The following is a 24,297-nucleotide window of genomic DNA, read 5'->3' on the forward strand; positions in this document are numbered from 1 at the left end:
GCCAAGCGGAAACCGACACGCTGACCGACCGGCGCCCACAGGCCTAAAGTGGGAAAGTGACCAACTTGGAGATAGCACCCCAGCAGGAAGTTTGTCCGCCGGCGGCCGCCGGGGGAAGCCCGGGCCCCTGCCTGCAGCTGTGGCCGGAGCGTGAAGTGCCACTGGGTGGCGTGCGTGCCATGAACGTCCAGCGGACCCTGCCCCAGCGGGGCCTTCCCACCATCGGAGCGTGGTGCTTCCTGGACAGTTTCGGGCCGGACAGGACGGCCATGTCCGTCCTGCCGCACCCCCACATCGGCCTGCAGACCGTGACGTGGCCCCTGGCCGGGCACATCCGCCACCGCGACAGCGTGGGCAGCGACGTGGTGGTCCGCCCGGGGGAACTGAACATCATGACGGCCGGGCACGGCGTCTCCCACTCTGAGTTCGCGGTGCTTCCGGCTGCAGGGGAGGAACTGCCGCTGCAGCGCGGCCTGCAATTGTGGGTGGCGCTTCCGGACGGGGAACGGCACCGGCAGCCGGCCTTCGAGCAGCACCGTGAACTGCCGCAGGTGAGCGGGGCGGGCTTCACCGCCACTGTCATCGTGGGCGAGCTTGCGGGGGCCGCCTCCCCCGCCACCATGTACTCCCCGATCGTGGGAGCGGACGTTTCCTGTGAAGGAGCTGCGCTGCTGCCGCTGAACCAGGATTTTGAACACGGCATCCTGGTGCTCGACGGCGGCCTGGCGGTGGACGGGCAGGAGCTGCCGCCCGGGCCCCTCGGCTACCTGGGCACCGGCCGGACGGAACTCCAGGTCCAGGCCCTGCCCGGAACCCGCTTCCTGCTTATAGGCGGGGAGCCGTTCCAGGAGGAACTGCTGATGTGGTGGAACTTTGTGGGCCGCACCCACGAGGAAGTGGAACAGGCACGTGATGCCTGGGAAGCCCAGGACGGCCTGCCGGATGCAGAGATGGCTGCCGCCCGGTACGGGCTGGTACCGGGCCACGGCCCTGACTCCGGTGCCGAGGCGGGCCGCATCCCCGCTCCCCCGCTCCCCGCGGTGCGGCTGACTCCCCGCAAACGCGCCGTCTGAAGCCGACGGGGCGGACCGTCAGGCCGGTTCCGCCACCAGCTGGAGCACGCCGAGCACCGGTTCCTGGTCCAGCACGCGCACGTCGGACACGCCGGCCCTTCCCAGGTGCCGGCGGAAGGATTCCTGAAGGGGTGCCACGTTCATTCCCAGGCCACCGCCCAGGATGACAGGACCTGTGATGCCCAGCTGGCTGAGCACCTGCAGCGCCAAGTCTGCAAGATCCTGGCCGGCCTGGTCCAGGAGGGCCTGGCTCTCCGGGTGCCCGCCGGCTGCCGCCTCCACCACGTGCCGCGCCTGCTGGGCCCAAAAGCGCCGGCCCGTGTCCGGGGAATGGAACAGGGCAATGAGCCGGTTGGGATCATCCACACCGCAGGATTCCAGCAGGGCCTTGGTGAGCTCGTCCGCAGGCCTGCCCTGGTTCATCTTCCGGAGGCTGTGCCGCACAGCTTCGCGTCCCAGCCAGTATCCGCTGCCCTCATCCCCGAGCAGATAACCCCAGCCGCCCGCCCGGGCCTCGCCGCCGTCGGCGTTCCTGCCCCAGGCGGCCGAGCCCGTCCCCGCGATCACCGCTACGCCCGTGCTCGCACGGCCCGCAGCGAGCAGCAGTCGGGAATCGTGGACCACGGTCACCCGGGCGCCGGGAACGTGCGGCTGGATCAGCGACGCAAGGGCTGCAGCGTCCTCGTCCGTGTCGATCCCGCCGGATCCCGCATACACCTGGGACACCGCTCCGCCTCCGATCCGGGAGAAGAGGTCGGCGATGTTGCGTGCGGCCTCGTCGCGGCTGACGTTCTGCACGTTGGAGCTGCCCGCGGACTCATCAGCAACGGGAATCCCGTCCTCGAACCGGATCCCGTGGGTCTTGGTGCCGCCGATGTCCAGACCGATAATGACGTCGGCCAGCGGGCTGGATGCGGATGCCACAGGTTGTTCTGCGGGGCTTGCGGAGGGGTTCTCGGTGTTGGTCACGTCACAAGGGTACTGGTCTGCGGCGCAGGAGCTTTGACGCCTGACTATCGCGATGATGCAGGTCCAGCCCGGGTGCCGCCGGTCAGCCGGTCCGTTGCCTGGCCAGCCCGGCCAGCAGTTGCGGCCCTTCGGCCACCACCAGCTCCCGGAAGAGCCTGACGGCAACCGGTTCGGCGTCCGGCTTCCTGCGGCGCCAGGTCAGGCCCACCTCCCGGAAGGCCAGGGCTGAATCCAGGGGAACTTCCACCCAGCCCAGGTTCGCCGTCTCGGGGCTGACCGTCCGGCCCGGGGTGTCTCCGCCGGGCGGCAGGATGCTGACACCCAGTCCGGCGGACACCAGCCCGCGGACGGTATGGGAATCCTGGCTTTCGAAGGCGATGCGCGGACGGTAACCTGCTTCGCGGAAAAGTGCGTCGGTCAGCGAGCGCAGGCCGTACCCCGGCCCGAGCGCCACAAAAGGCTCAGTCCTGATATCGGCCAGCCCCGCCGTCGCCCGGCCTGCGAGTGGGTGGCTGTGGTGGACCACCAGGCGCAGCGGCTCCCGGTACAGCGGTGCGGACTGCAGGATCCTGCCGGCCGCAGCCACAGGGGCGGTAAGCGCCAGGTCAGCTTCGCCGGAGGCCAGTTCCTCAAGGCAGGCATTGCGGGCGCCCTGGCTCAGGGCGAAGGCTGCGCCCGGGTGCCGGCTTCGGAAGGCACTGATCAGCAGTGGCAAGGTGGCCTCGCCAAAGGTGTGCTGGAACGCTACCGAAATCCTGCCCCTGGCTACCTCGGATTCGTGGCGTACCAGGTCCAGCCCGGCCTGGAACTCCGCCAGGGCTTGCTCGATGTAGGGCAGCAGGGTGCGGGCGGCGGGGGTCAGCCGGACGCCCCTGCCGTCCCTCACCAGGAGTTCGGTACCGACGACGGCGCTGGCCCGGGCGAGCACCCTGCTCACCGTGGACTGGGGTACTCCCAGGAGTTCCGCCGTTTCCGTCACATGTTCCGTGCGCCCCAGCTCGGCCAGCACCGGAAGAAGCGGAAGCAGCTGCACCAGCTGCTTGTGGTCTGCTTCCACTGACGGGCCTCCTTTTGCAGACTTATCCTTTTCTGCTATCAGTTTGGCATGAAGTATGCATTGGAGGCATCTATCCCGTAGAGCTACGCTTGCGGAATGCCACACAACGCCAGCTTCGCCGGCAGCGGAACGCCGCCGCGCTGGGATGGACATGCCAAGGGGTCACGGACATACGGCCGGATCCTCGCCGGGCTGTCCTTTGCCGGAGTGGCGACCTTCGCCCAGCTGTACTCCACCCAGGCTGTCCTGCCACTCCTGGCCGCAGACCTGAGCATTACCGCGGCAGAAGCCGCCCTCACCATCTCGCTTGCCACCGTGGGCCTCGCCGTGACGGTGATCCCCTGGTCCTTTCTTGCCGACCGGATAGGCCGCGTCAAGGCAATGGCCTGGGCCATCTCCATCGCCACGGTGCTTGGCCTGCTGGTGCCGCTGTCCAGCAGTTTCGGGATGCTGCTGGCCCTGCGGCTCCTGGAAGGCATGGCCCTGGGCGGGATCCCGGCCATCGCCATCGCCTACCTCAACGAAGAAGTCACCAAGGCCCACGCAGCATTGGCCGCCGGAAGCTACGTTGCGGGCACAACCCTCGGTGGCCTCACCGGCCGGCTGGTGGCCGGTCCCGCAGGTGAATTGTGGGGATGGCGTGCCGCCACCTTCGGGGTGTCGGTCATGGCGACCCTTGCCGCCGTCGCCTTCCTGGTCCTGGTGCCGCGGGCCCGGGGCTTTGTCTCCGCGCGGGCATCCGGGTTGGGCGGCGCACTGCGCACCCTCAGCCGACACCTGCGGAACATCCGGTTGCTGGCACTGTACGTCCAGGCCTTCCTGATGATGGGCGGTTTCGTTGCTGTCTATAACTATCTGGGCTTCCGTTTGTCCGGCGACCCCTTCGGCCTCCCCACCACGCTGATCAGCCTCATCTTCCTGGCCTACTTGTCAGGCACCGTCTCCTCGCGCTGGGCTGCCGGGCTCACCATGCGCTTCGGCCGCCGGAACATCCTGCTTGCCGGCCTGGCCCTGTCGACGGCGGGACTTGCGTTGACGCTGGCGCCCTCCCTCGGCCTGATCCTGGCCGGCCTGGTGGTGTTCACCGGCGGGTTTTTTGCCGCACACAGCATCGGGGCAGGCTGGACGGGCGCCATCGCCAGCACCGGACGGGCCCAGGCAGCCTCGCTGTACAACCTTGCCTACTACCTGGGGTCCAGCGTCATCGGCTGGGCCGGCGGGCTGGTCTTCCAGTCCTATGGCTGGACGGCCCTGGCGGTGACCGTCATGGTCCTTGCCTGCCTCACCGCCGCCGCTGTCGCCGTCGTCCATCCCCCGGCTGAACGCGCGCCCGCCTGATCAGCCCCGGCCGCCTCCGCCGCACATTTCAGCGGCGAATTAACTGCTCCCAAAGGAAAGCTGCAGAGGCGTATATTCGGCGGGACGCGCAGGAAGCGGACGTGAAAGCGCAGAATCGGCGGTCTAGGATGAACGCAGGACCGTTGGAAGGAACAGCAGTGACTACAAATGCCAGGAACACGAGGCCCGGAGCGCACCTGGAGCCGCTGGACGCCATCGACGAGCGCCTCCTGGCTGCCCTCGTGGCCGACGCGAGGATCTCCAACAAACAGCTGGCCGAGCTCGTGGGCATAGCCCCTTCCACAGCCCTGATGCGTACCCGCGCCCTGTCCGAGCGCGGCATCGTCCAGGGCTATGCGGCCAAGCTCAGCCTCTCGGCAATCGGCAGGTCGGTTCAGGCTTTGGTTGCGGTGCGGCTTCGCGCCCACGACCGTGACCAGATTGACCGTTTCACCGCCCGGGTCCCGCACCTGCCTGCCGTGCTGTCCACCTTCCACACGTCCGGCTCGGTGGACTACCTGCTGCACATCGCCGTCGGGAGCACCGAAGACCTTCGGGATTGGGTGCTGGACAACCTCGCAACGGACCCGGTGGTGGGCCACACCGAAACCACCCTCGTGTTCGAGCACATCCAGGGCAACCACGGGCCGCTCCCGGAATGACGGAACGGGCGCCGTCCGCCTAGCCGTTTTCCCGCCGTCGCACCGCCCGGGCCAGGGTCAGGGCGGACAGCACAAGCGAGGCGGTGCCGCATACCAGGACGAACCCGCCCACGGCAGCAGCCTGGCCAAACACTCCTGTCGCCCAGCCAAGGCCCAGGACCGGAGCTGCACTGCCGAGGTAAGTGATGACGTACACCGTACTGACAATCTGGGCGTGGCGGGCGGGCTCCACCCGGGCAGCCACCTCATTGAATACGGTCCGGAAAGCCAATCCCTGGCCCACCCCGGCCGCGGCAGCAGCGAGTACCAGCAGCAGCGGGCTGTGCCAGGCGCCGGCAGCTCCCAGCAGGAAGACTGATCCACCGAGGACGGCCAGTCCGGCCGGAACCACGTAGCGGCCACGCACGGCGAGCAACTGGCTGAGTGCGGAAGCACCCAGGGGCAGGCCTGCAAGCAGGCCGATGAGCGGCCGGGACTCAGTCTCCAGGACCTGGGCGAAGTAGCCGGGAGCCAGCGACAGGGAGAAGCCGAAGACGGCAAAGCTGAGGAAACCGACGGCGGATGCCAGCCAGAATGCACCCCTCGCGTTCTGCGACACGGACGGGCGCCGCGGTGCAAGGACGTGCAGGGGCCTGGACCGGGACGGCAGCATGATTGCCGGCCTTGCCCGGATCAGGTACAGCGGCACCAGCAGAGAGGCCAGGACCACCGAGTACACGGCGTAGGGGGCAGTGGTGGCTCCCGGCAGCAACGACAGCAGCCCTCCGATGACCGGCCCCGCAGCCACTCCGCCAGCCGAAGCCAGCAGGGTGAACCGGGACGCCCACTCCGGACGGGACGGCAGCAGCTCGCGCAAGGCTGCCGCGCTGGCACCCGTGGCCAGCGCAACCGCTATCCCCTGCAGGGCACGCCCCGCACACAACGCCGCCAGCGTTGCCGCCTCTGCGAAGACCCAGCCTCCCGCCAGGCCGGTGACCACGGCAAGGAGCAGTGCAGCGCGGCGGCCGATGTGGTCCGACCAGTGCCCGGCGAGCATCAGCGTGGCCACCAGGGCAAGGACGTAGCTGGCAAAGGCGGCTGTCACGTCCAGCGCGGACAGCCCGAGTTGGGCCTGCAGGAGCGGATAGAGCGGCGTGGCCAGATTGGCACCCACCAGAAGAACAAAGATGACCGCGCCTGCCATCACCAGCCGTGCCATGGTGGAGGCATCCCACCCGGTTGCTGCAGCCGGAGCTGGGCGCATACGGAGTTCGCTGAAGACCGTCATGGTGCCGCCTTTGGTTCTCCCGCGGACGGTTGTCCTTGTGGGAGCCGGCCTCGGGTGTGGATACGTGATGGCTCCAGGTTGAGGCATTGTTGCTCTTTTGACTCGGTTTATATGGGAAAATTGAGCAAGATCATCAAAACTTCCGAACGCGGATGATGGAGAGTGACCATTTGAACAATCTTGACCCTACTGACCTGAAGATCCTCCTGGCCCTTATCCGCGATCCCCGGATCCAGATCGGTGAGCTGAGCGACTCGGTGGGAGTTGCCCGCAATACAGCACAGTCCAGGGTCCGCCGGCTGATCCGTGCGGGAGTGCTGCGAACCGGCGGGCGGGAAGTGGACCTTGAGGCCGTGGGCTATGACGTGGTGGCCTTCGTGACCATCGAGGTCTCGCACCGCGAACTGGACGGGGTGGTCGCTGCGCTGCGGCTGATCCCCCAGGTCCTGGAGGTCCACGAGATTTCCGGACGCGGGGACGTGTGGTGCCGGGTTGTCGCCACGGACACCCACAACCTGCAGGCGTCCCTGCGGCAGGTCCTGCGGATCAAGGGCGTCATCCGGACGGAAACCGTCCTGGCACTGCACACCCATATTCCCTACCGGACCGAACCCCTGATCAGCGGCCTGGCCAAGGCGACCGCCGGCTGACCACGGCCTCCACGCCGGAGCCGTGCTTCCCCGGCCGACTGCGGCCCGGCGGCTAGGATTTCCAGAATGGATTGGCTCACTTGCGTTTCCCGGATCAACTGGCTTGCTGTAGGCGTCCGGCCATGACCATCATCGACAACGCCGTTTACGTGGATGGCATCCGCCATGCCGAACCGAAGGGCCTTGAACAGACGTTCGAGACCCTCGCGCACCACGGCGGAATGGCCTGGATCGGGCTCTACCGTCCCACCGCTGAGGAGATGGCGGCCGTCGCTGCCGAGTTCGGTCTGCATGCCCTCGCCGTCGAGGATGCCATTTCCGCGCACCAGCGGCCCAAGATGGAGCGTTACGAGGACAACCTGTTCACCGTCCTGCGTCCCGCGCGGTACCTGGACGAGAGCGAAACGGTGGAGTTTGGGGAACTCCACATTTTCACCGGCCGGAATTTCGTGGTCACCGTGCGGCATGCGGAGATGGCCGGCGTGGCACGGGTGCGTAAACGGCTGGAGGCCCGGCCGGATCTCCTCCGCCACGGCCCTGAGGCTGTGCTGTATGCCCTCCTGGACAGGGTGGTGGACGACTACGCTCCCGTGGTGTCCGGGCTGGAGAACGACATTGACGAGATAGAGGACCAGCTGTTCAGCGGCGATTCAACGGTGTCGCGGCGTATCTATGAGCTGGCCCGCGAAGTGATCCAGTTCCAGCGTGCCATCCACCCGTTGCCGGACATGATGCACCAGCTGAAGCGGGGATTCGCGAAGTACGGTGTGGAGACCGAGCTTCAGCACAGCCTGCGCGATGTGGAGGACCACGTTGAACGGGTGATCTCCCGGGCAGATTCCTTCCGGGACCTCCTGCAGAACGCCCTAACCCTGGATGGAACCCTGACGGCCAACCGGCAGAACGAGGCGAGTGCCGAGCAGAACGAGCAGGTGAAGAAGATTTCCTCGTGGGCTGCCATCCTGTTTGCGCCCTCGTTCGTGGCCGGCATTTACGGTATGAACTTTGACCACATGCCCGAGCTGCACTGGGATTACGGCTACCCGATGGCGATCGTCCTTATGCTGGCGATCGGAGCGGCCATGTACGCCATCTTCAAAAGGAAGGGCTGGCTGTAGTACGCCGGATCAGGCAGTACTCTGTCGGCGCTACCTGCAGGTGGCCAGGATCCCGGCAATGGCATCGTGCTCGGCCTGGGTCACCCAGAGCTGGTACTTCGCTTTCACGGAGGTCTGCCGGGCGACGTATTCGCACCGGAACGCCTTGTCTGGCGGAAGCCACGTCGCGGCGTCCTTGTCACCCTTGGCACTGTTGGTGGGCCCGTCCACGGCCATCAGGTTCAGGGGGTCATTGGCGAGCTGCTTGCGCTGTTCGGCACTGAGCTGTTGGGCGCCCTTCTGCCAGGCGTCCGACAGGGGAACAATGTGGTCGATCTGGACCGCCGCGCTGGTTTTGTCACCGCGGACAAAGTTGATGGTTGCGCCCGTGTACTTGTCGGCCAGCGTGCCGGCAGCGACGACGCAGTCCGAGGTGCCGGGCTTGAACGTTTCACCCTCCAGGTCCCGGGCGAGAATGTCGTTGCGGGTGTCGCAGCCATTGCGGTCCACGTCCGCCCAGGCGGGTCCGAATTCGTCGCGGGCATAGCCGGTCTTCGGCGCACGGCCTTTGACGGCGAGAGTCTCCAGCTGTGCCAAGGCGGCAGCGGCCTCAGCAGGATTGGAGGACGACGACGGCGCCTGGGCTCCCGGGCTCCCCACCGTGCTTCCGGGGGCGCGTTGGATGGCTTCCGCGACCGCGGTGCCTGCCTGTGCTGCAGCCTCGCAGCCGGCAAGAGAGCCTGCAAGGAGAATGCTGGTGAGAACTGTCAGGGACGTGGCGGCAAAGCGGTTGATCTTCATGTTCCTTCGGATGCGCGGCTTGCCCGGGTTCTGGAAACGGGCACCGTTCAGACTAGCTGCCGGAGATCCGGCCGCCAGTCAGGCACGCTGACGCTGCGCAAATAAGGGTAGCGGCCGGACTCGACTGCCGCCCGGCAGCCGGCAGCGCCTTAGACGTCCTAAGACGGCGGGGATAAGGGCGCCCGGGATTTTGTGGAGCTAAGGGGATTCGAACCCCTTACCTCTTCGATGCGAACGGTGGATAACGTGAGTTCACCCATGCTCACGAAAGAGTGCTCCGGCGCGGCACTAAGCGGATTCAGAGTCACGGAGCCTCACGTACGGTCACATCCGATTTACGCTCGTTCACGCTCAAAGTGTCATTCAAAGTGTTACTCCGCCGGTCCTGCGCAAAGTGGCCGCTCTCGGCCATCGAGGCGCATAGGACTCTCTGTGAACAAAGCAGACCTAGTAGCAACCGGCCCTTCGTGGATGCCGTCGGAATTGATGACACGGGATGAAGTGGCCGCATATTTGCGCCGGTCTCCCGGAACCCTGGCCAATTGGGCCGCCCAGCGGACGCGCGAGCCGCTTTCTCAACACCGACCATGGCCTCGCGCATCGCGTTGCTCGGCACTAGTCCCGTGGACCGAGTCATCGCCAGCTTCCGCGGCCCGCACAGCCACCCCTGCCCCACCCTGTTCTTCACATACGAAACTGAGGCTTTGAATTGGCTGAAACCGGGCAACTAGCCTTTGTGTCCCTTGCGGGACGCCCGTTCCGGGCTGAAAATGTCCTTGTGGTCGCCTGCCGACGCCGTGGTTCTATGGTTCATTCAGGCCGTCAGCTAGCCGGGCGCTGGGGATCACGCTGTGGGCCCTTCACTGTTTCGTTAGCCGAGAACGAGGACTAGATTCCGATTTTCCCGGTGATCCCACGGGCGGCCGCTTATCCATTCAGCGGGGCGTCGGGTGAGGAGATGAGTAGGCCATGCTGGCCGAATCCCAGGATGAGGAGCAGATCATTGCCAGGGTCGCGGCCCTGGATATAGGCAAAGCCGAACTCGTGTGTTGTGTCCGGGTCCCGGCGGTCGGGAACCCGCAGAAGCGGTTACAGGAGGTGTCCACGCATTCGACCATGAGCCGATCCCTGGGGGAACTGGCCAACCATCTGGTCGATCTCCGGATCGAGCGGGTGGTGATGGAGGCAACCTCCGATTACTGGAAGCCGGTGTTCTATCTCCTCGAGGCTCACGGGCTCGAACCGTGGCTGGTCAACGCGCGCGACGTTAGGCATCTGCCGGGACGTCCCAAAACCGACGTGCTCGACTCGGTCTGGCTGTGCAAAGTCGCCGAACGGCAGATGCTGCGGCCCAGTTTTGTCCCGCCCGCCCCGATCCGGCGGCTGCGGGACCTGACCCGGTACCGGATTGACCTCGTCGGGGCGCGGACGGCAGAAAAGAACCGGGTCGAAAAACTCCTTGAGGACGCGTGCATCAAACTCTCCGTCGTGGCTTCGGATATTTTCGGGGTGTCCGGCCGGGAGATGATGGCGGCGCTCATCGCCGGCGAACGGAATCCGAAAGTGCTCGCCCAGTTGGCGCGGGCAAGCATGCGGAAGAAGATCAGCGAACTCGAGGAGGCGTTCAGCGGCCACTTTGATGACCACCACCGCTTCCTGCTGGCACGGATGCTGGCCAGGATCGACGGGATCGATGCCGATATCACGGCGGTCGATGAACAGATCGAGGTGCAACTGGCCCCTTTCGCGGGGGCGGCGGAGCATCTGGATGAGATCCCGGGCATCGGCCCCGTCGCCGCCGCCATTATCCTGGCCGAAATCGGGGCCGACATGACCCGGTTCCCAACCGCGGGGCACCTCTGTTCCTGGTCGAAGTTCTCTCCAGGCATCAATTCCTCCGCCGGGAAGACTAAGGGCAACGGCTCGACCGGGCATGGCAACCGCTATCTCGCCCGGGTCCTGGGAGAGGCAGCCGTCGTGGCCGGAAAGACAGATACGTTCCTGGGCGAACGCTACCGAAGGATCGCCCGGCGACGAGGCAGGAAACGCGCCATAGTCGCCATCGGACGTTCCATCCTCGTCATCGTCTGGCACCTGCTGCAGGATCCCAATGTACGTTTCCGCGACCTCGGCGCCGATCACTTCAGCCGCCACACCAACCCCGATACCAGCAAACGCAACCACGTCCGCCAACTCGAAGCCCTCGGCTACACCGTCACCCTGACCCGGGCAGCCTAAGTTCCAATCTTCAGGACTCGCCGACGGCTCTACTTTGCCCCGGACACCCACACCCGCGCCAACCACAGGCGCCGCATCTCATTTTCGGACTAGCAAGCCTTTGATGAATCCTGCCCAAACCCTGCATCAGAGCTATGGCAAAGCACCCAATTCCTTGATGGTGACAGCGCACTATTAACCCAACAACACGTCAACGGCAACCAACCCCTGATCGGCGCCGAGGCGACACAGAATTGCAGCGGAAGCAGGAACGGCCATGACTCAAGCACCAGCCCTGGATGAAGTGTCCGTCACCCGCGGCATCATCACCGATTACCGCCCCCTGGACTTCCACACCCTCGGCGTCGCCGGCTGCATCGACCGGCTAACCGTACCCCTGCGCCGTCAGGGAACAGTCATCCGCTGGGAAACACCACACCATGGCATCGAAATAACGGCCGCCTCCGCAGCACTGCTCTACCACGCGGCCCAGGAAGCACTCAGCAACGCCTTCAAACACGCACAGCCCACCGAAATCACCATCCGGCTCACGGCCGTCTACCACGGTATCCGCCTGACCGTGACGGATAACGGCAGGGGCTTTGACGTTAATGCCACCGGCGACCGGACTCGCGGGTTAGGGCTCCGCCTGATGTCCATCGCCGTCCACGAAGCCGGCGGCACTATCGTCATCGACTCCACACCCGGCAACGGCGTGCGCCTCACCATCACCCTGCCGCTGGACTAGCCATGGCTTTAGGCAGACCTGTCATCGGCTAACAGGTCAGGCGACTGCATGCGGCCGCAGGGTGAGCCCCAGAAAGATTCGCGGGTAAGACTCAATCAGTTGAACCACGATGCCGGCGGCACCCTAGATGCTGAGCTTGTGGCACTTGTAGCTTGGTAGAGTCAAGCGCACAGTGGGTCGAGCTGCGAACGACTTTCAGGGGGAGAATTGGGGCTTGGCAATTGGCTGCAGAATGCCATAGGTGGAAAGGCCTCCCAGCCGCCGCCTCCATGGGATCCAGCCCCCGACCAGTCGGCATTCACGATCCGGGTCTCGATGCAGATCGACCCCTGCATGGAGATTGCCGGCACGACGACCTTCGCTAAGGATGCGGCCGCCGCCCTCGTTGACCGAAAGGGCCTCGCTGAGCGCGGCTACTACGAGGGCCAGGCGCAGCTGCAGCGGGATCCGGAGAATCCTGTCGATCCGCAGGCTGTAGCTGTTCTGGTGGATGGCGAGAAAGTCGGCTGCCTTCAGTCCTATGCTGCCAAGGACGCCGCGTTGCCGGCCGGTGCCAGCGAATCGGTGCCCTACCAGCTCCACGTCCTACGCGAACAGAAGTTGCTGGCCAAGGCATACGTCTGGCTGGGCGCCGGCGAGCCAGAATGGTCCCACACACGGGAGAACCCGCCGGCCCATGGTGGACGGCGTCCACTACCTAGAGCTGGTGGAGCCCATCAAGCAGCTGAAGCGTGAGGGCAAGCTCAAAGAAGTCCTCGTCCTCTGCTACAAGGCCATCAAGGCCGCTGAAAGGGATGCCGGCCACCGGGAACCCGCGCCCCTGGTACACGGAGCAGGCCGCCATTCCGTCGCTCCAGTCGGCTGAAGCTCAATAATGGCGCTGTCGTCTAGAGTTCCAAGGGCTGGCGTACCAGACAGGACATGGATGGCCAGATGCTTCACTCCCGGACGTTTTCCTCAAGGTAGCCAGCCACCCATGCTTGTAGCCGTTCGATACTCCAGGTAGGTGTGGCGACGAGGAGCACCTCACGGTCTTCGCGGATAACCCTGGTGATGCCGTCTTCCTCTTTGAGTGCCTTGACCATGCGGGCCACCACCCGGCTGTACTCGTGGACGATGTCCTCCCGCAAGGACACCTCGAGCTCGCGGCCGCGGAGCTCGTCATCGCCCAGGTCTTCAACCTCAACGATCGGTTCGTCCTCGCCGTCCATGTCCTCATTAGCGCCGTTCAGTCGCTCGATGACCGCCGCGGCCGTGCGAGCCAACTTGTCGTCAACGGAGGGCACCCGCCCGGTGACCTGACCGCGCGCAGTCCCGGGAACCATGTCGGCCAGCGCGACTTCCTCACTGTCATTGGCTAGCACCGGGTGGTTCTGCCACATATACGACTTGATCCGGTGGTGCCCTACACGCCAGCGGGCCCGCGGGGCGCCCCGCTCCACAACGCGACAGAGGTATGAAATCACCGCATCGACCATAGCCACTGACTCCGGCGACAGCGTCGGCTCCGTGCCGATGCCGTAGCGGAGCCACGACGGTGCATCAGACTCTGGCAGAGTGGCGCCTGCCTCCTGCTCAGTGAGCACTGACTTTACCCAGCGCCAGAGCGGTACGAGGCTGTCCACGGTCTCATCGAGGGTAACGGCGTCCCCGCCGTGCTCAGACAGGAGCTCTGTGAGTTCTTCCAGCGCCCGCGGCCGCTCGTCGAGAAACTCCTGCAGCGCTGCTGCCGCCTCGCGCTTAGCCATCTTCCCGTAACGCGTCATCGGAAATGGATACCGTTCCCGGCCGCGCCGGCCTCAGTCACGGACATTTTCCTCAAGATAGCCGGCGACCCATGCTTGTAGCCGTTCGATACTCCAGCTCGCCGTGGCGACAAGAAGCACTTCACGGTCCTCCCGGATCACGCGGCTGATGCCGTCTTCCCATTTGAGAGCTTTGACCATGCGGTCTACTACCGGGCTGTGCTCATGGCCGATGTCCTCCCGCAACGACACCTCAAGCTCCCGGCCGCGGAGCGTGTCCTCACCAAGGTCTGCAACCTCAACGAGAGGCTCGTCCTCGCGAATGCCACTGCCGGTCCGCACCCGGCTGTGTTCGTGGCCGATGTCTTCCCGCAGCGACACCTCAAGCTCCCGGCCGCGGATCTCATCGTCGCCCAGGTCTTCGACCTCGACGAGCGGCTCATCCTCCGGGCTGTCGCCTCGGTTCAACTGCTCGATGAGCGCGCGAGCGTAATCGGCGATCTCATCGTCCGGGGACTCTCTGGCCCCTCGGAGGGCATCGACGGACGCTACGACGGGCAGTCGCGGCAGGAACATATGCCCCTCCGCCGTGCCCCTGACCATGACCGGGTGGTTCCTAAATCTGTAGTTTTTGGCGTGGTGACGGGCAATTTCCCACCGCGCCTGGGGCGCACGCTCCTGCACCACTGCCGCAAGGTAGGACACCAGCCCGTCCAGCAGGAACAGCGACTCCAGGGACAAGGTCGTCTCACCCTCGTACATGTACCGCTCCCAGGACGGCCACACGTCCCGCGGCACGGATCCAGGAGCCGTGGCGCCAGGGGCGTCCGCGCCGGCAAGGCGGGAGAGGATCCACCGCCACAAAGGAATAAAGCTCTCGATGGACCCATCCAGTAGCGCGTCCGGGTCCTGGCCGTCGGCCAACAAAGCCTCCCGCAGCCGCTGCAGTGCCGGCCCCCGCTCACCCAGGAACTCCTGGAACGCCTCCTCAGACTTTGCCTTCGTCATGTCGATGTAATGGACGAATCGTTTCATGGCATCCCCCTTGTGTACGGCCACAGCATACCGACGTGCCGAGTGGTCACCTAGGAATACTGAAAAAGCTCTTCGGGTCGTCGACGCCCAGGAGATCGTGGTGGAAGACGATGTCCTTCGGTGTCGTCCAGGCGCGGACCGGGTACTCCGATCTGTCGATGTCCTTCCAGACCGGGATCTACATGAGTGCCGTGTGGGTCTTGGCCGCGGCCTTTTTTCTTTACCGCAATCCGGAACACGTCGATCCCGTCGAAACGCCGTCGCCCGAGGCATGACCACGACGATTCAGCGTAGCCACCACAGCTGATCAGCACGACGTACAGACATCCGTCTGGTCCTGTATCCGCGGCCTCGAGCCGTGCGAACACTCGGAATGGTGGCCCTGGAGGAACCATCGGGTCCATCTCCTCCGGTAACGGACGCCAACGCCCCGGCTCGGATATTCATCGTCCACGGCGCAGGAGCACACTACACGGTTGTCCATTCCCGGACTGTGGCGGTCCTGTTCGTGGACACCCGCCCCGTGGATGCCACGCCAAAAGCCTTGAATTTTGTGGAGCTAAGGGGATTCGAACCCCTGACCTCTTCGATGCGAACGAAGCGCTCTACCAACTGAGCTATAGCCCCGGAACTGGCCGCCCCTTCTTCTCTAAGGTGCGGGACCGGTGACCCTAGGCTACAAATTTTCCCGGGCCAATGCCAACCGGCGCGCTCGAGGAGAACCGGCACACGCTGGTGCCTCCCGGCGTCGTGCAGCACCTGCGCCCAGGGGCGCCCTGTTCCTAGGCGCGGCGGCGCTGCAGGACGTCATCGAGGTTACTCAGGGCGCTCTGCGCCTTGGTGAGCTCCTGCGCCTCTCCTGCAGCCGGAGCGGCGGACGGAACACCTGCAGCGCCCTGCCTCAGAGACGGCTTTCCCACGGCCTTCGGGGCCGCCGGCAGCTCAAGCGGTTCCGGCTCCGGGCGTTCGGCCTTTGCAGCCTCCACGTACACCGGCTTGGGAACCTCTACCGGCTCCCAGGGAGTGCCGGACGTAGTTCCCGACGCCACTGCTGCCGCACTGGTATCGCCGGCGGCCACGGCTACGGCCAGTGCTGCCTCCCTAAGTTCCTGGGCTGTCAGCTGCTTGACCTTCGGCTTGTGCGCCTCCGCGTCAAAAAGCGGGCTTTCCCGGCGGGCCGGCGCAGCTTCAGGCTTGGGCGGGATGTTCTCAGCGGCATCAGGCCGCGGTGCGGGTGCACTCATTGCCGAACGGAAGGCGGCATCGACTTTCGCCTTGCGGTCCCTGACAGCCAACCAGCGCAGGATGGCAACAGATCCTGCCGTCAGTACAGCACAGGCCAGCGGGAGGGCAGGAGAGCCGAGGCCGAAGATCAGCAACACCGCGGAAACGAAAGCTGTCACGAGGGACAGGAAACCGAGGAGCGCCAGGGCGGTGCGGCCGTATCGGATCCGGAACCCACCCGCAGGTGCCGGGCCTGCAGTCTTGGCAGCGGGTCCGGCACTCTTCCTGGTGTCCATGGCTTTCTCCTGCTGGGCGGCGACATTTAGTACCAAACCGATTGGTGGCTCCGGTTTTTCATCGGCTGGGGCTTCTGCCAGAAAATCACCGGCGGGCTGGAACTGGTGCCGGCGGTTCCGGAGGACGTAGGGGGCGACCCACACAATCCAGAGCACAACGGCAACCACAAGGATCACTGAGCTGCTAAGGGGGAAGTCCACACTCAAAACCGTATGAGCATCCCGTGGTATGCCGCAGCATTACCTTCGGTGTGTCGCGGCCCGGCTCGCAAATGAGTGGATTTATGACGGGCGGGAGGCCAGCCAGCGTGGCAGCAGCCCCTCGGGAACTTCCTCGGACGTGAGGGCGAACGAACGGTGATCAGCCCATTCGCCGTTGATATGCAGGTAACGGGGACGGTATCCCTCGTCCCGGAATCCCAGCTTCTCCACCACGCGCAGGCTGGGCCCGTTTTCCGGCCGGATATTGATTTCCATCCGGTGCAGGCCCAGTGTTTGGAAACAATGGTCAGTTACGAGTGCCACGGCCGTGGGGGCGATTCCGCGCCCGGCGCGTGCCTGGTCAACCCAGTAACCCAGTGTTGCCATCATGGCCGAGCCCCAGACGATGGATGAGACGGTCAGCTGGCCGATGATTGCCGGATTCCTTCGGCCGGGAACCCGCTCGGTGATGACGAACGGCAGAGCAGTCGCCTGGGCCGCCTGTATGTTCAGGGAACGCACCATATGCCGGTAGTCCGGCAGGCCTCCGTGCGGGTCCGGGTTGGACGCCTCCCACGGCGCCAGCCACTGGCGGTTGCGGGCGCGGACTTCCGTCCATTCTTTTTTGTCCCGGTATCGGATGGGCCGCAGGACCAGGTCGCCGCATTCCAGGGTCACGGGCCAGATGGGGCCAAGGCGCATGCGTGCTACTTGGACAGGCCGTCGGTGAAGCCCGGCAGCCATTCCCGCAAACCGGGCCCAAGATCGTCGCTGTCTATGGCCAGCTGGATGCACGCCTTGAGGTAGCTGAGCTTGTCGCCCGTGTCGTAGCGGCGCCCGCGGAATACCACGCCATAGACTCCGTGGCCGTCCCCGTCACCGGTGGCCAGTTCCTGCAGGGCGTCGGTGAGCTGGATCTCGCCGCCACGCCCTGGACCAGTGCCCTCGAGGACTCCGAAGACGGCGGGGTGCAGCACGTAGCGGCCGATGATGGCCAGGTTGGAGGGTGCTTCATCCGCGGTGGGCTTCTCCACCAGCCGATTAATGCGCACGTACCCTTCGCCGTCGATCTCCTGGATATCAGCGCAGCCATAGGCACTGATCTCTGATGGTTCCACTTCGATAAGGGCCACGACGGAACCCCCCGTTTTGGCCTGCACGTCAATCATGGTGCTGAGCAGTTCGTCGCGCGCATCGATGAGGTCGTCACCGAGCAGGACCGCGAAGGCTTCATCGCCTACGTGCTGCTTGGCCCGGAGCACCGCGTGTCCCAGGCCGTTGGGGTCCCCCTGGCGCACGTAGTGGATATCGCCCAGGTTGCTTGCTGCCTGGATGGACGCCAGCTTCTCGGTGTCACCCTTGTCCGAAAGCGTGGACTCCAGCGCGGGAACCCGGTCGAAGTGGTCTTCCAGTGCCCGCTTGTTCCGTCCCGTAATCATCAGGACATCGTTCAACCCCACGTGGACGGCTTCCTCAACCACGTATTGGATGGCAGGCTTGTCCACCACGGGAAGCATTTCCTTGGGCATAGCCTTGGTGGCGGGAAGGAACCTGGTGCCCAGCCCGGCAGCGGGGATGACAGCTTTGCGGACTCGCGGGTTACTGGTACTCACCGGACTAATCTAACGTCAGCGTCAAGCATTCAGTAACAAAGGACCGGCTGCGGCTTGCCCGGGGGCCGGCACGTAAACCGCCGAACGGCGGGCAAGGGAGGACATACACAATGATTGAGAAGCAGAACGCCGCCAAGGACGGCATCCGTACAGCGCACCGGCAGCGGAGGGCTGTACGGAGCCCCGGAGAGCTGGAAGCCGCAGGTGCCGCTCTTGCCATCCACGGTGCCGCCTGGGCGGAATCCATGTCCGGTGGAGAACCGGCCATGTTCTGCGTCTACCTGGGCATCGGCGTGGAGCCGCCCACCCTCCCCCTCATCACCGCCCTCTACAACCACGGCCACAGGGTCCTGCTCCCCGTCTGCGAGCCGGGCAGGGAACTGAGTTGGGTCTTCTGGAGTCCGGACGTCAGCTTCGAGCGCAGCAGGTACGCGCCCATCCTTGAACCGTCCGGGCCCCGCCATGGACCCGATGTGGCGGGGGAAGCCACGGCGCTCTTCATCCCGGCAACAGCCGTGGACCTCAGCGGCAACAGGGTAGGCCAGGGCGGCGGCTACTATGACAAATTCCTGGGACATCTTGCGACTGCCGGGAAGGAGATTCCGCTCGCCGCTGTTATCTACGACGATGAACTGCTGCCCGCAGGGCAGATCCCTGCCGAGGAGTTCGACCGCCCCGTCCCCGCCATCCTGGCGCCGTCAGGGTTGCGGTCGCTGGTCGGCACCGTTTGAACCCGGGTGATGGGGGCGCTGGGGAATGATAGAATTGGCACTCAGGCCCTGCGACTGCTAATGGACTACCATGTGGCAGCACGGGACCTCTCGTTTGCCCAAGAGGAGGAGCACCAGTGCCAACATATGCTTACGCCTGCAAGGATTGCGGCCATGCCTTCGATATCGTCCAGTCCTTTTCGGACAGCTCATTGACGTCGTGCCCTGAATGCGAGGGCACCCTGCGCAAGAAGTTCAACAGCGTGGGCGTCGTGTTCAAGGGATCCGGCTTCTACCGCACCGACTCCCGCGATGCCAAGGGCAGTACAGTCTCCGCAACTCCCCCGGCGCCAGCTTCGACGGCACCGGCTCCCGCTGCTGCACCGGTGGCCTCCGTTCCGGCGGCAGCTGCCAGCTGATTCCGGCTCCCGTTATTTCAACGGCCCCGCGACCTGTTGTTCGGACGTTGTCCACATAGGCGCGGGGCCGCTGTCGTGTGCGTCTTTTGTGCCCTTAGCGTGGGGTTATGCCTGCACACCCGAACCGCGTCCGCCGGAAAACCCGTGGGTTCCTTCACCTTAACCGGCGGCCGGGTCCTTCTAGCCGTTCCGGCACCAGCCGTCCGGCTGTGCGGTTAACCGGGTGGCTCAGCCGTAACCGGCGCCTTGCAGTCGCGCTGCTTCTCTGTGCCGCGGCGGCACTCACTGTGCACCAACTCACCCCGGCGCCGGTTTACACCGTGACCGCCCTGGCCGCTTCCCGGGATCTGCCTGCCGGCTCAGCCTTGGCGGCGGCCGACCTTGCCCATGTTCAGGTGCCGCCGGGCATGCTGGCAGACGGGTTCCTCCGCGAAGAAGGCGCGGCCGCCGGAAAGCAGCTGGCAGCCCCGTTGCGCAAGGGCCAGTTGCTGACGGACGCCCAGCTGCTGGGCCCCGGCCTGCTGACCGGCAGCCCTCCTGGTTCAGCAGCCGTTCCCGTAAGGATGGCCGATGCGTCCTCGATCCAGCTGGTTTCCCCGGGGCAGCTGGTCAACGTCGTGCTGACGGCAGGCAACGGCTTCGACCAGCAGGAACCGTCAGAGGTCCTGGCATCAGGAGTCCCCGTGCTGTGGACGTCCACGAAGGGAAGCCAGGGCGGGCAGTGGCTCGGAACCCACGAGACGGACGGGCTGATCGTGGTGGCCGCGGACGCTCAACAGGCAGCCCGGCTGGCCGGGGCGTCAACCCAGGGGAAGCTGTTCTTTGTCCTGGTAGGACCATCCTGACCCGCGGTGATCCCGGCAGTGGGCCGTAACTTACTGTTAGCCCCAGTGGGGCGGTTTCTGTTCCTTCAGCCAGGCATCGTGGTCATCGTCGCGGTCGCCCCAGGCACGGGGATCGTCCTCGGACGCTGTCTTCGGCAGGAGGCCCCCGGTTCCACCCTCGGCCACACCGGCAGAGGGTACAACCGGAGCAGCGGGGGTGTCCGTGGATGACGGTGCGCTGTTATCGGCGGCGCTGTTCTTCTCTTCTTCGGTGGCCACGTGGCCCACCTCCTTGCTGTCCAGTCCGGCCTGCATGGACTCAACACCATGATGCCCGGCATGTGCTTCGGTGATTCCACCAGCGCGGCGCCCGGAAACCGGTCCGGGGGAATGCGTTGCGTAGGAAATCGAGGCAGGCTGTGCGGCGTCAATATCATTCAGCGCCTGATCGACGTCGTCGTCAAGGAAGCCGGCGGACGTGGCCGCCCGCGCCGGAAGCCCCATCTTTTCCAGCCCCAGGTACGCCGCAATCCGGTCAGCGCAGGCTGAGGGATCCGTGAACACCTCGATGGTCCACAGCGGCATATACCGCCAGCCCAGGCGTTCCAGCAGTTGCGGCCGCAACCGGCTCCGCTCCCGGACACTCATGGTGCGGTACTGTCCGGTGCCGTCCGACTCGATAGCCACCGGCCACGGCAGGTCGGCGTCATCCTGGCCCATGGTGCTGAGCGGATCTGCGGCTGCCACCACGTCAATGGCGCCATCGTACTGGTGCCACACCCGTGCTCCGCGTGCACGCAGGCGGTCACCCAGGTCTGCCACCAACGGATCGGCGCCCAGTGCCTGCTCGCTGGCGGCAGCACGCGAGGCGGGAGTGCCCAGATCGGTATTACCCGATATTTCCCTGTCCAGGAGCGCATACAGGTCCACGGCTCCATGCGTCAGCCGGGTTTGGTCCAGGTCCTCCGGCCGGAAGCACGTCAGCACGTGCATGGAGCGCCTGGCACGGGTCATGGCCAGGGCAAACTTTTCCCGGCCTCCATCGGCCGAGAGAGGCCCGAAGTTGTGCAGGGCACGCCCGTGGGGGGTGCGGCCGAAACCGGGCGAGAAAATGACATGGTCGCGCACCAGGCCCTGGGCGCGTTCCAGGTCAACCACCCGGAAGGATTCGGGCCCGGCCCCGAAGAAACTGGCGAGGCCCGGATAGTTGGGCAGCTGGAGCCGGATGGACTCGCCGATCCGGGCAGCGTGCCGCAGGCTGGCTGTCACCACGGCCAAGGAAGTACGGGGGCGAAGGCGTGCGTGCTCGAAGACCAGCTCCACCACCCGGTTGACCTCGGCCACCACGGATTCCACGCCTTCGTGGTCGGCACTGGGCAGCCCCGTTCCGTCCGGGAGGTACTCCACCAACAGTGACCGGTCCAGACCGGTGGCAGACTGTCCCTCCGGCAGCCGGCGGAGGCTGCCGTCGTAAAAGTTCTTGCTCAGTTGCAGGACCAGGTCCTCGTCCACCGCCCGGTACACAAAGTTCAGCCGCCATACCGGCAGCACAGACGACAGTGCGTTGAAGGCGCTCTCTACGCGCTGGTGCGCCGATTCCCCCGGCGCCAGGCGCTCCACGCCGACAGTGAAGGTACGGGGACTGGCAATCCGGGAGTCCCCGAAGGCGATGACCTGGCGGGCCCGCGCGATGGACGGCAGTACGGCCTGGAGCGAGGTGGCTTCTGCATCGAGGATGATCACGGCGTCGAAGTGCTGTCCCGCCGGGAGCAGCCCGGTCATCAGGTAGGGGCTCACGGACCAGACCGGAACCAGGGTGCCGATCAGGTCAGGTGCCTGCGCAGTCAGCGAGGAAAGGGAGACCCTGCCGTCCTTGAGCAGGCTGCGGAGGAGGTCAGCCTGCCGTGGCTGGTCCGTGATGGCGGTCCGCCACCGCTCCGCAAGGTCCCAGCGCAGCCGGGCTGCGCCGCTGGCAATGTGGGCGTTGTCGGCCAGCCGGTACTCGGCTTCCAGTTGCCGGAGGGCGTCGCCGTCGGACATCGCGAGGTAGTCGTCGCCGCTGATCATGGCTTCGAGCGCAGACTGCCACCAGGCCAGTTCCAGCTCGGCGGCGACGGAGCCCGCAGGGACTTCCCGTTCCGCAAGATCGGCCAGGAGCTCCCCCAGCCCGTGCTCGCGCATGTTCTCCACCAGAAGCGTGCGCTCCGGGAGGGTCTTGAGCGTGTCTGTGTCCGCCACCAGCCGCTCGAGGCGTTCCATGAGGTCCTCGTACCGGACCCTGGACAGTGAACCGCCGGCTTCGGTGTGCTTCAAGGCCTCGCCCAGCTGGGCGAGCTCGCGGTCCAGTTCCCGGTACAGGGCGTTCATCTCGCCGAGCCCCGAGGGGACGGCAGGATGCCGTTGGGTGGTGGCATAGCCGGCCCAGTGGGCCCGCTGTTCCTGCACCAGGACGAGGGAGCTGTGCAGGTCGGCGATGTGGACTCCGGGCCGGACGTACTCCTTGGCCACCCTGCGCAGGCGGGACCGCTGCATGGAGGCCATCTCGATGCCGCGTTCCCGCCGCCAGGCGGAGGGAGCGGTGGCGGAGATGAGGTCCGTCACCGGCCGGTCGAAGATATCCGGCGTGAATTTGTCCAGGCTGCCGCGCACTGCCACCAACAGCTCAAGCTGCTCGCCCCACTCGGCGAAGGATTCGCCCAGCCGGATCTCCGCGTGCTCGGCCACTGCCTTCATGCGGTCCCGCAGGACCGGCAGGCTCTTCTCCACAGACCGGACCAGTTCCTGGGCTTCCTCGGTTTCCTTGCGGGTGAGGAGCCGGGCGCCGTGCCACGGGCTGGTGGTGGAGGCCTTGCTGAAGCTGCCCAGCTCAGCCGCCCGGCGGAGCCTGCCGGCAAGCTCGTCGCGGTCACGGATGCTGTCCAGGACGCTTCTCTTCAGCCTCACGGTGGTGGCCGGGGCGGGATGGATGGACGTGAGCTCGGCAAGCGACTGCATGGCCTGGTAGGGCGAGCAACCCCAGCGCTGGCGGACGTTGTGCAGCGACGCTACATGGTCCATCAGGGCATGGCGGTGTTCCGTCAGGGTGTTGTGGAGGTTGCCAAGCTGCGGTTCCAGCGACTTTTCGTTGCGGACGATGGCCCTGACCAGCTGTGCCTTCAGCTGCTGGGCCGTGACGTTCCCGGACAGCTGGAACAGGATGGAGTCGAGGCCAAGGGACTCCAGCTGGCCGGACACCTCGTTGAGGCTGGCGCGCCGGTCCCCCACCACCAGGACGGTCTTGCCGGCATCCACCAGGGCACCGATGGTGTTGATCGCCGTCTGGGTCTGTCCCGTCCCGGGCGGGCTGCTCACCACGAGGGAATCGCCGGCGCGGGCGGCGTCAATGACGTACTGCTGGTCCAAGTCCGCGTCCAGCAGGAGGAGTTCATCCCTGGGGTGCCTGCTGTCCAGGGGCGGGAAACGGGAAGGGTCCGGCTCCTCGACATCCACTACTTCGCCCCCGGCGGCGGTGGCCAGCGCGGAGATGAGGGGGTTGCTGTCATTGATCCAGGGGTCGTCGAGGTTTCCCGACAGGTCAGCGAAGGTGGAAACAAGCAGGTTATGCTGCGTTTCGGCACCATGTATGGGCCGTATCAGCGTGCCCAGGCGGTCCAGGACGGGCTGCGGATCGTAACGGGCCGTGCTGTAGGCAAGACGGGTTACGGCGTTGACGTCGAAAACGATTCCGTGAATGTTTTTCAGGTGCCGCACCAGTGCCGGGTTGATATGGGCCTGTTCCGTCAGTTGGAGTTCGTAGTCGTCCTCCCCCGGGCGGACAGTCAGGGAAATGGCGGTGAGCATCACCGGCGCGGAGACGCGCTGCGGCTTGCCTCCGACGGCGGATGTCCACACGACGGTGCCGGCGGAAAGGTAGCCGGCGTCAATGCCGCGGTCATTGGCGAGCTCGAAAATCTTGGACCTGATGTTGCGCGAAGCCCTGGCAGCCACAACATATTGCTGCCGGTCCCGGATCAGCGTGGACAAGCGGGTCTTCCGTCCGGCCATGAGCTGCGCCAGGCCCGACGGGTGGGCGTGGGTCAGGTCGATGGAACCTTCGGGGGTCTTGGTGAAGCGCAGCATCGTGTCTGCCCCGGTAACGGGTTTAAGCCCGGAGAGCCATTTGCGAAGCTCTTCCGAGCCTTCCGGGTGGCCTTGACCAACTGACACTACTGCCTTCTTTTCTGCGTTTGCACGTGACGCCCTGGACCATACCGGCATAGATTCGAGCGTAGCCGCTTCGGTGCCCGGACTGAGAGACCGCAACACTGGAGCGCCTAAATTGCGGAGGATTTCACCCGGGAACAGCAGTGGC

22 protein-coding genes and 1 tRNA gene are annotated in these 24,297 nt (G+C 65.6%); 12 read left to right on the top strand and 11 right to left on the bottom strand.

The annotated features are described in order from the left end of the window. Positions 1 to 56 precede the first annotated feature (56 nt). Entirely contained in the window at positions 57 to 1,073 is a 1,017-nt protein-coding gene (locus tag NXY83_RS13905) for a pirin family protein (RefSeq protein ID WP_258802797.1), read from the top strand. Positions 1,074 to 1,091: 18 nt separating this feature from the next. On the opposite strand, the gene NXY83_RS13910 is transcribed toward NXY83_RS13905, so the two are convergent. Together NXY83_RS13910 and NXY83_RS13915 are read right to left on the bottom strand one after the other, a co-directional pair. Beyond that, a complete protein-coding gene (locus NXY83_RS13910) occupies positions 1,092 to 2,042 on the bottom strand; it encodes an N-acetylglucosamine kinase (RefSeq protein ID WP_258802799.1) in 951 nt (316 codons plus the stop codon). A gap of 82 nt (positions 2,043 to 2,124) precedes the next feature. After that, a complete protein-coding gene (locus tag NXY83_RS13915) occupies positions 2,125 to 3,099 on the bottom strand; it encodes a LysR family transcriptional regulator (protein WP_258802800.1) in 975 nt (324 codons plus the stop codon). A 96-nt stretch (positions 3,100 to 3,195) separates the two neighbouring features. Here NXY83_RS13915 and NXY83_RS13920 point away from each other — a divergent pair, with 96 nt between their 5' ends. Beyond that, positions 3,196 to 4,437: an MFS transporter gene (locus NXY83_RS13920; protein ID WP_258802801.1), complete on the top strand. Its 1,242-nt coding sequence runs from the start codon at positions 3,196 to 3,198 to the stop codon at positions 4,435 to 4,437. A 128-nt stretch (positions 4,438 to 4,565) separates the two neighbouring features. After that, a complete protein-coding gene (locus tag NXY83_RS13925) occupies positions 4,566 to 5,099 on the top strand; it encodes an Lrp/AsnC family transcriptional regulator (RefSeq protein ID WP_397427270.1) in 534 nt (177 codons plus the stop codon). A gap of 19 nt (positions 5,100 to 5,118) precedes the next feature. Here the strand turns inward: NXY83_RS13925 and NXY83_RS13930 are convergent, their stop codons facing one another. After that, positions 5,119 to 6,366 carry an MFS transporter gene (locus NXY83_RS13930; RefSeq protein ID WP_258802803.1) on the bottom strand — a complete coding sequence of 416 codons (1,248 nt, stop codon included), beginning with the start codon at positions 6,364 to 6,366 and terminating at the stop codon, positions 5,119 to 5,121. A 170-nt stretch (positions 6,367 to 6,536) separates the two neighbouring features. On the opposite strand from NXY83_RS13930, the gene NXY83_RS13935 reads away from it, so the two are divergent. Together NXY83_RS13935 and corA are read left to right on the top strand one after the other, a co-directional pair. Continuing rightward, positions 6,537 to 7,016 (top strand): Lrp/AsnC family transcriptional regulator, encoded by a 480-nt coding sequence (locus NXY83_RS13935; RefSeq protein WP_397427273.1) that lies wholly within the window; start codon positions 6,537 to 6,539, stop codon positions 7,014 to 7,016. 122 nt (positions 7,017 to 7,138) lie between these two features. After that, positions 7,139 to 8,134, top strand: coding sequence for a magnesium/cobalt transporter CorA (gene corA / locus NXY83_RS13940; protein WP_258802805.1), 996 nt, complete (start codon positions 7,139 to 7,141; stop codon positions 8,132 to 8,134). Between the two features lie 30 nt (positions 8,135 to 8,164). On the opposite strand, the gene NXY83_RS13945 is transcribed toward corA, so the two are convergent. Next, positions 8,165 to 8,914, bottom strand: coding sequence for an HNH endonuclease family protein (locus tag NXY83_RS13945; RefSeq protein WP_258802806.1), 750 nt, complete (start codon positions 8,912 to 8,914; stop codon positions 8,165 to 8,167). A 969-nt stretch (positions 8,915 to 9,883) separates the two neighbouring features. Here NXY83_RS13945 and NXY83_RS13955 point away from each other — a divergent pair. The 3 genes from NXY83_RS13955 to NXY83_RS13965 all read left to right on the top strand — a co-directional run bounded on the left by NXY83_RS13955 (position 9,884) and on the right by NXY83_RS13965 (position 12,614). Then, positions 9,884 to 11,152 carry an IS110 family transposase gene (locus NXY83_RS13955; RefSeq protein ID WP_258802807.1) on the top strand — a complete coding sequence of 423 codons (1,269 nt, stop codon included), beginning with the start codon at positions 9,884 to 9,886 and terminating at the stop codon, positions 11,150 to 11,152. 256 nt (positions 11,153 to 11,408) lie between these two features. Continuing rightward, positions 11,409 to 11,879 (top strand): sensor histidine kinase, encoded by a 471-nt coding sequence (locus NXY83_RS13960; protein ID WP_258802808.1) that lies wholly within the window; start codon positions 11,409 to 11,411, stop codon positions 11,877 to 11,879. A 315-nt stretch (positions 11,880 to 12,194) separates the two neighbouring features. After that, positions 12,195 to 12,614: a hypothetical protein gene (locus NXY83_RS13965; RefSeq protein WP_258802809.1), complete on the top strand. Its 420-nt coding sequence runs from the start codon at positions 12,195 to 12,197 to the stop codon at positions 12,612 to 12,614. A gap of 203 nt (positions 12,615 to 12,817) precedes the next feature. Here the strand turns inward: NXY83_RS13965 and NXY83_RS13970 are convergent, their stop codons facing one another. Then, a complete protein-coding gene (locus NXY83_RS13970) occupies positions 12,818 to 13,645 on the bottom strand; it encodes a hypothetical protein (RefSeq protein WP_258802810.1) in 828 nt (275 codons plus the stop codon). 33 nt (positions 13,646 to 13,678) lie between these two features. Further along, positions 13,679 to 14,659 (bottom strand): hypothetical protein, encoded by a 981-nt coding sequence (locus NXY83_RS13975; RefSeq protein ID WP_258802811.1) that lies wholly within the window; start codon positions 14,657 to 14,659, stop codon positions 13,679 to 13,681. Between the two features lie 110 nt (positions 14,660 to 14,769). Between NXY83_RS13975 and NXY83_RS13980 the strand changes: the two genes are divergently transcribed. After that, on the top strand, positions 14,770 to 14,934 hold the full coding sequence (locus tag NXY83_RS13980; protein ID WP_258802812.1) for a hypothetical protein: 165 nt from the start codon (positions 14,770 to 14,772) through the stop codon (positions 14,932 to 14,934). Positions 14,935 to 15,213: 279 nt separating this feature from the next. Here NXY83_RS13980 and NXY83_RS13985 read toward each other — a convergent pair. From NXY83_RS13985 to galU, 4 genes are all read right to left on the bottom strand, one after another. Further along, positions 15,214 to 15,286, bottom strand: a tRNA-Ala gene (locus NXY83_RS13985). A 155-nt stretch (positions 15,287 to 15,441) separates the two neighbouring features. After that, on the bottom strand, positions 15,442 to 16,380 hold the full coding sequence (locus NXY83_RS13990; RefSeq protein WP_258802813.1) for a hypothetical protein: 939 nt from the start codon (positions 16,378 to 16,380) through the stop codon (positions 15,442 to 15,444). A gap of 81 nt (positions 16,381 to 16,461) precedes the next feature. Further along, positions 16,462 to 17,082 carry a GNAT family N-acetyltransferase gene (locus NXY83_RS13995; RefSeq protein ID WP_258802814.1) on the bottom strand — a complete coding sequence of 207 codons (621 nt, stop codon included), beginning with the start codon at positions 17,080 to 17,082 and terminating at the stop codon, positions 16,462 to 16,464. Positions 17,083 to 17,087: 5 nt separating this feature from the next. After that, entirely contained in the window at positions 17,088 to 17,993 is a 906-nt protein-coding gene (gene galU / locus NXY83_RS14000; protein WP_258802815.1) for a UTP--glucose-1-phosphate uridylyltransferase GalU, read from the bottom strand. A gap of 110 nt (positions 17,994 to 18,103) precedes the next feature. Here galU and NXY83_RS14005 point away from each other — a divergent pair, with 110 nt between their 5' ends. From NXY83_RS14005 to NXY83_RS14015, 3 genes are all read left to right on the top strand, one after another. Further along, positions 18,104 to 18,724: a 5-formyltetrahydrofolate cyclo-ligase gene (locus NXY83_RS14005; protein ID WP_258802816.1), complete on the top strand. Its 621-nt coding sequence runs from the start codon at positions 18,104 to 18,106 to the stop codon at positions 18,722 to 18,724. Between the two features lie 116 nt (positions 18,725 to 18,840). Beyond that, positions 18,841 to 19,122, top strand: coding sequence for an FmdB family zinc ribbon protein (locus tag NXY83_RS14010; RefSeq protein WP_258802817.1), 282 nt, complete (start codon positions 18,841 to 18,843; stop codon positions 19,120 to 19,122). 209 nt (positions 19,123 to 19,331) lie between these two features. Continuing rightward, a complete protein-coding gene (locus NXY83_RS14015; RefSeq protein WP_258802818.1) occupies positions 19,332 to 19,967 on the top strand; it encodes an RcpC/CpaB family pilus assembly protein in 636 nt (211 codons plus the stop codon). 36 nt (positions 19,968 to 20,003) lie between these two features. Here NXY83_RS14015 and NXY83_RS14020 read toward each other — a convergent pair whose 3' ends face one another. Beyond that, positions 20,004 to 24,203 (bottom strand): DUF4011 domain-containing protein, encoded by a 4,200-nt coding sequence (locus NXY83_RS14020; protein WP_258802819.1) that lies wholly within the window; start codon positions 24,201 to 24,203, stop codon positions 20,004 to 20,006. Positions 24,204 to 24,297 lie beyond the last annotated feature (94 nt).

This window comes from Pseudarthrobacter sp. NS4 (assembly GCF_024758005.1).
In the GTDB taxonomy this organism is placed as follows: domain Bacteria; phylum Actinomycetota; class Actinomycetes; order Actinomycetales; family Micrococcaceae; genus Arthrobacter.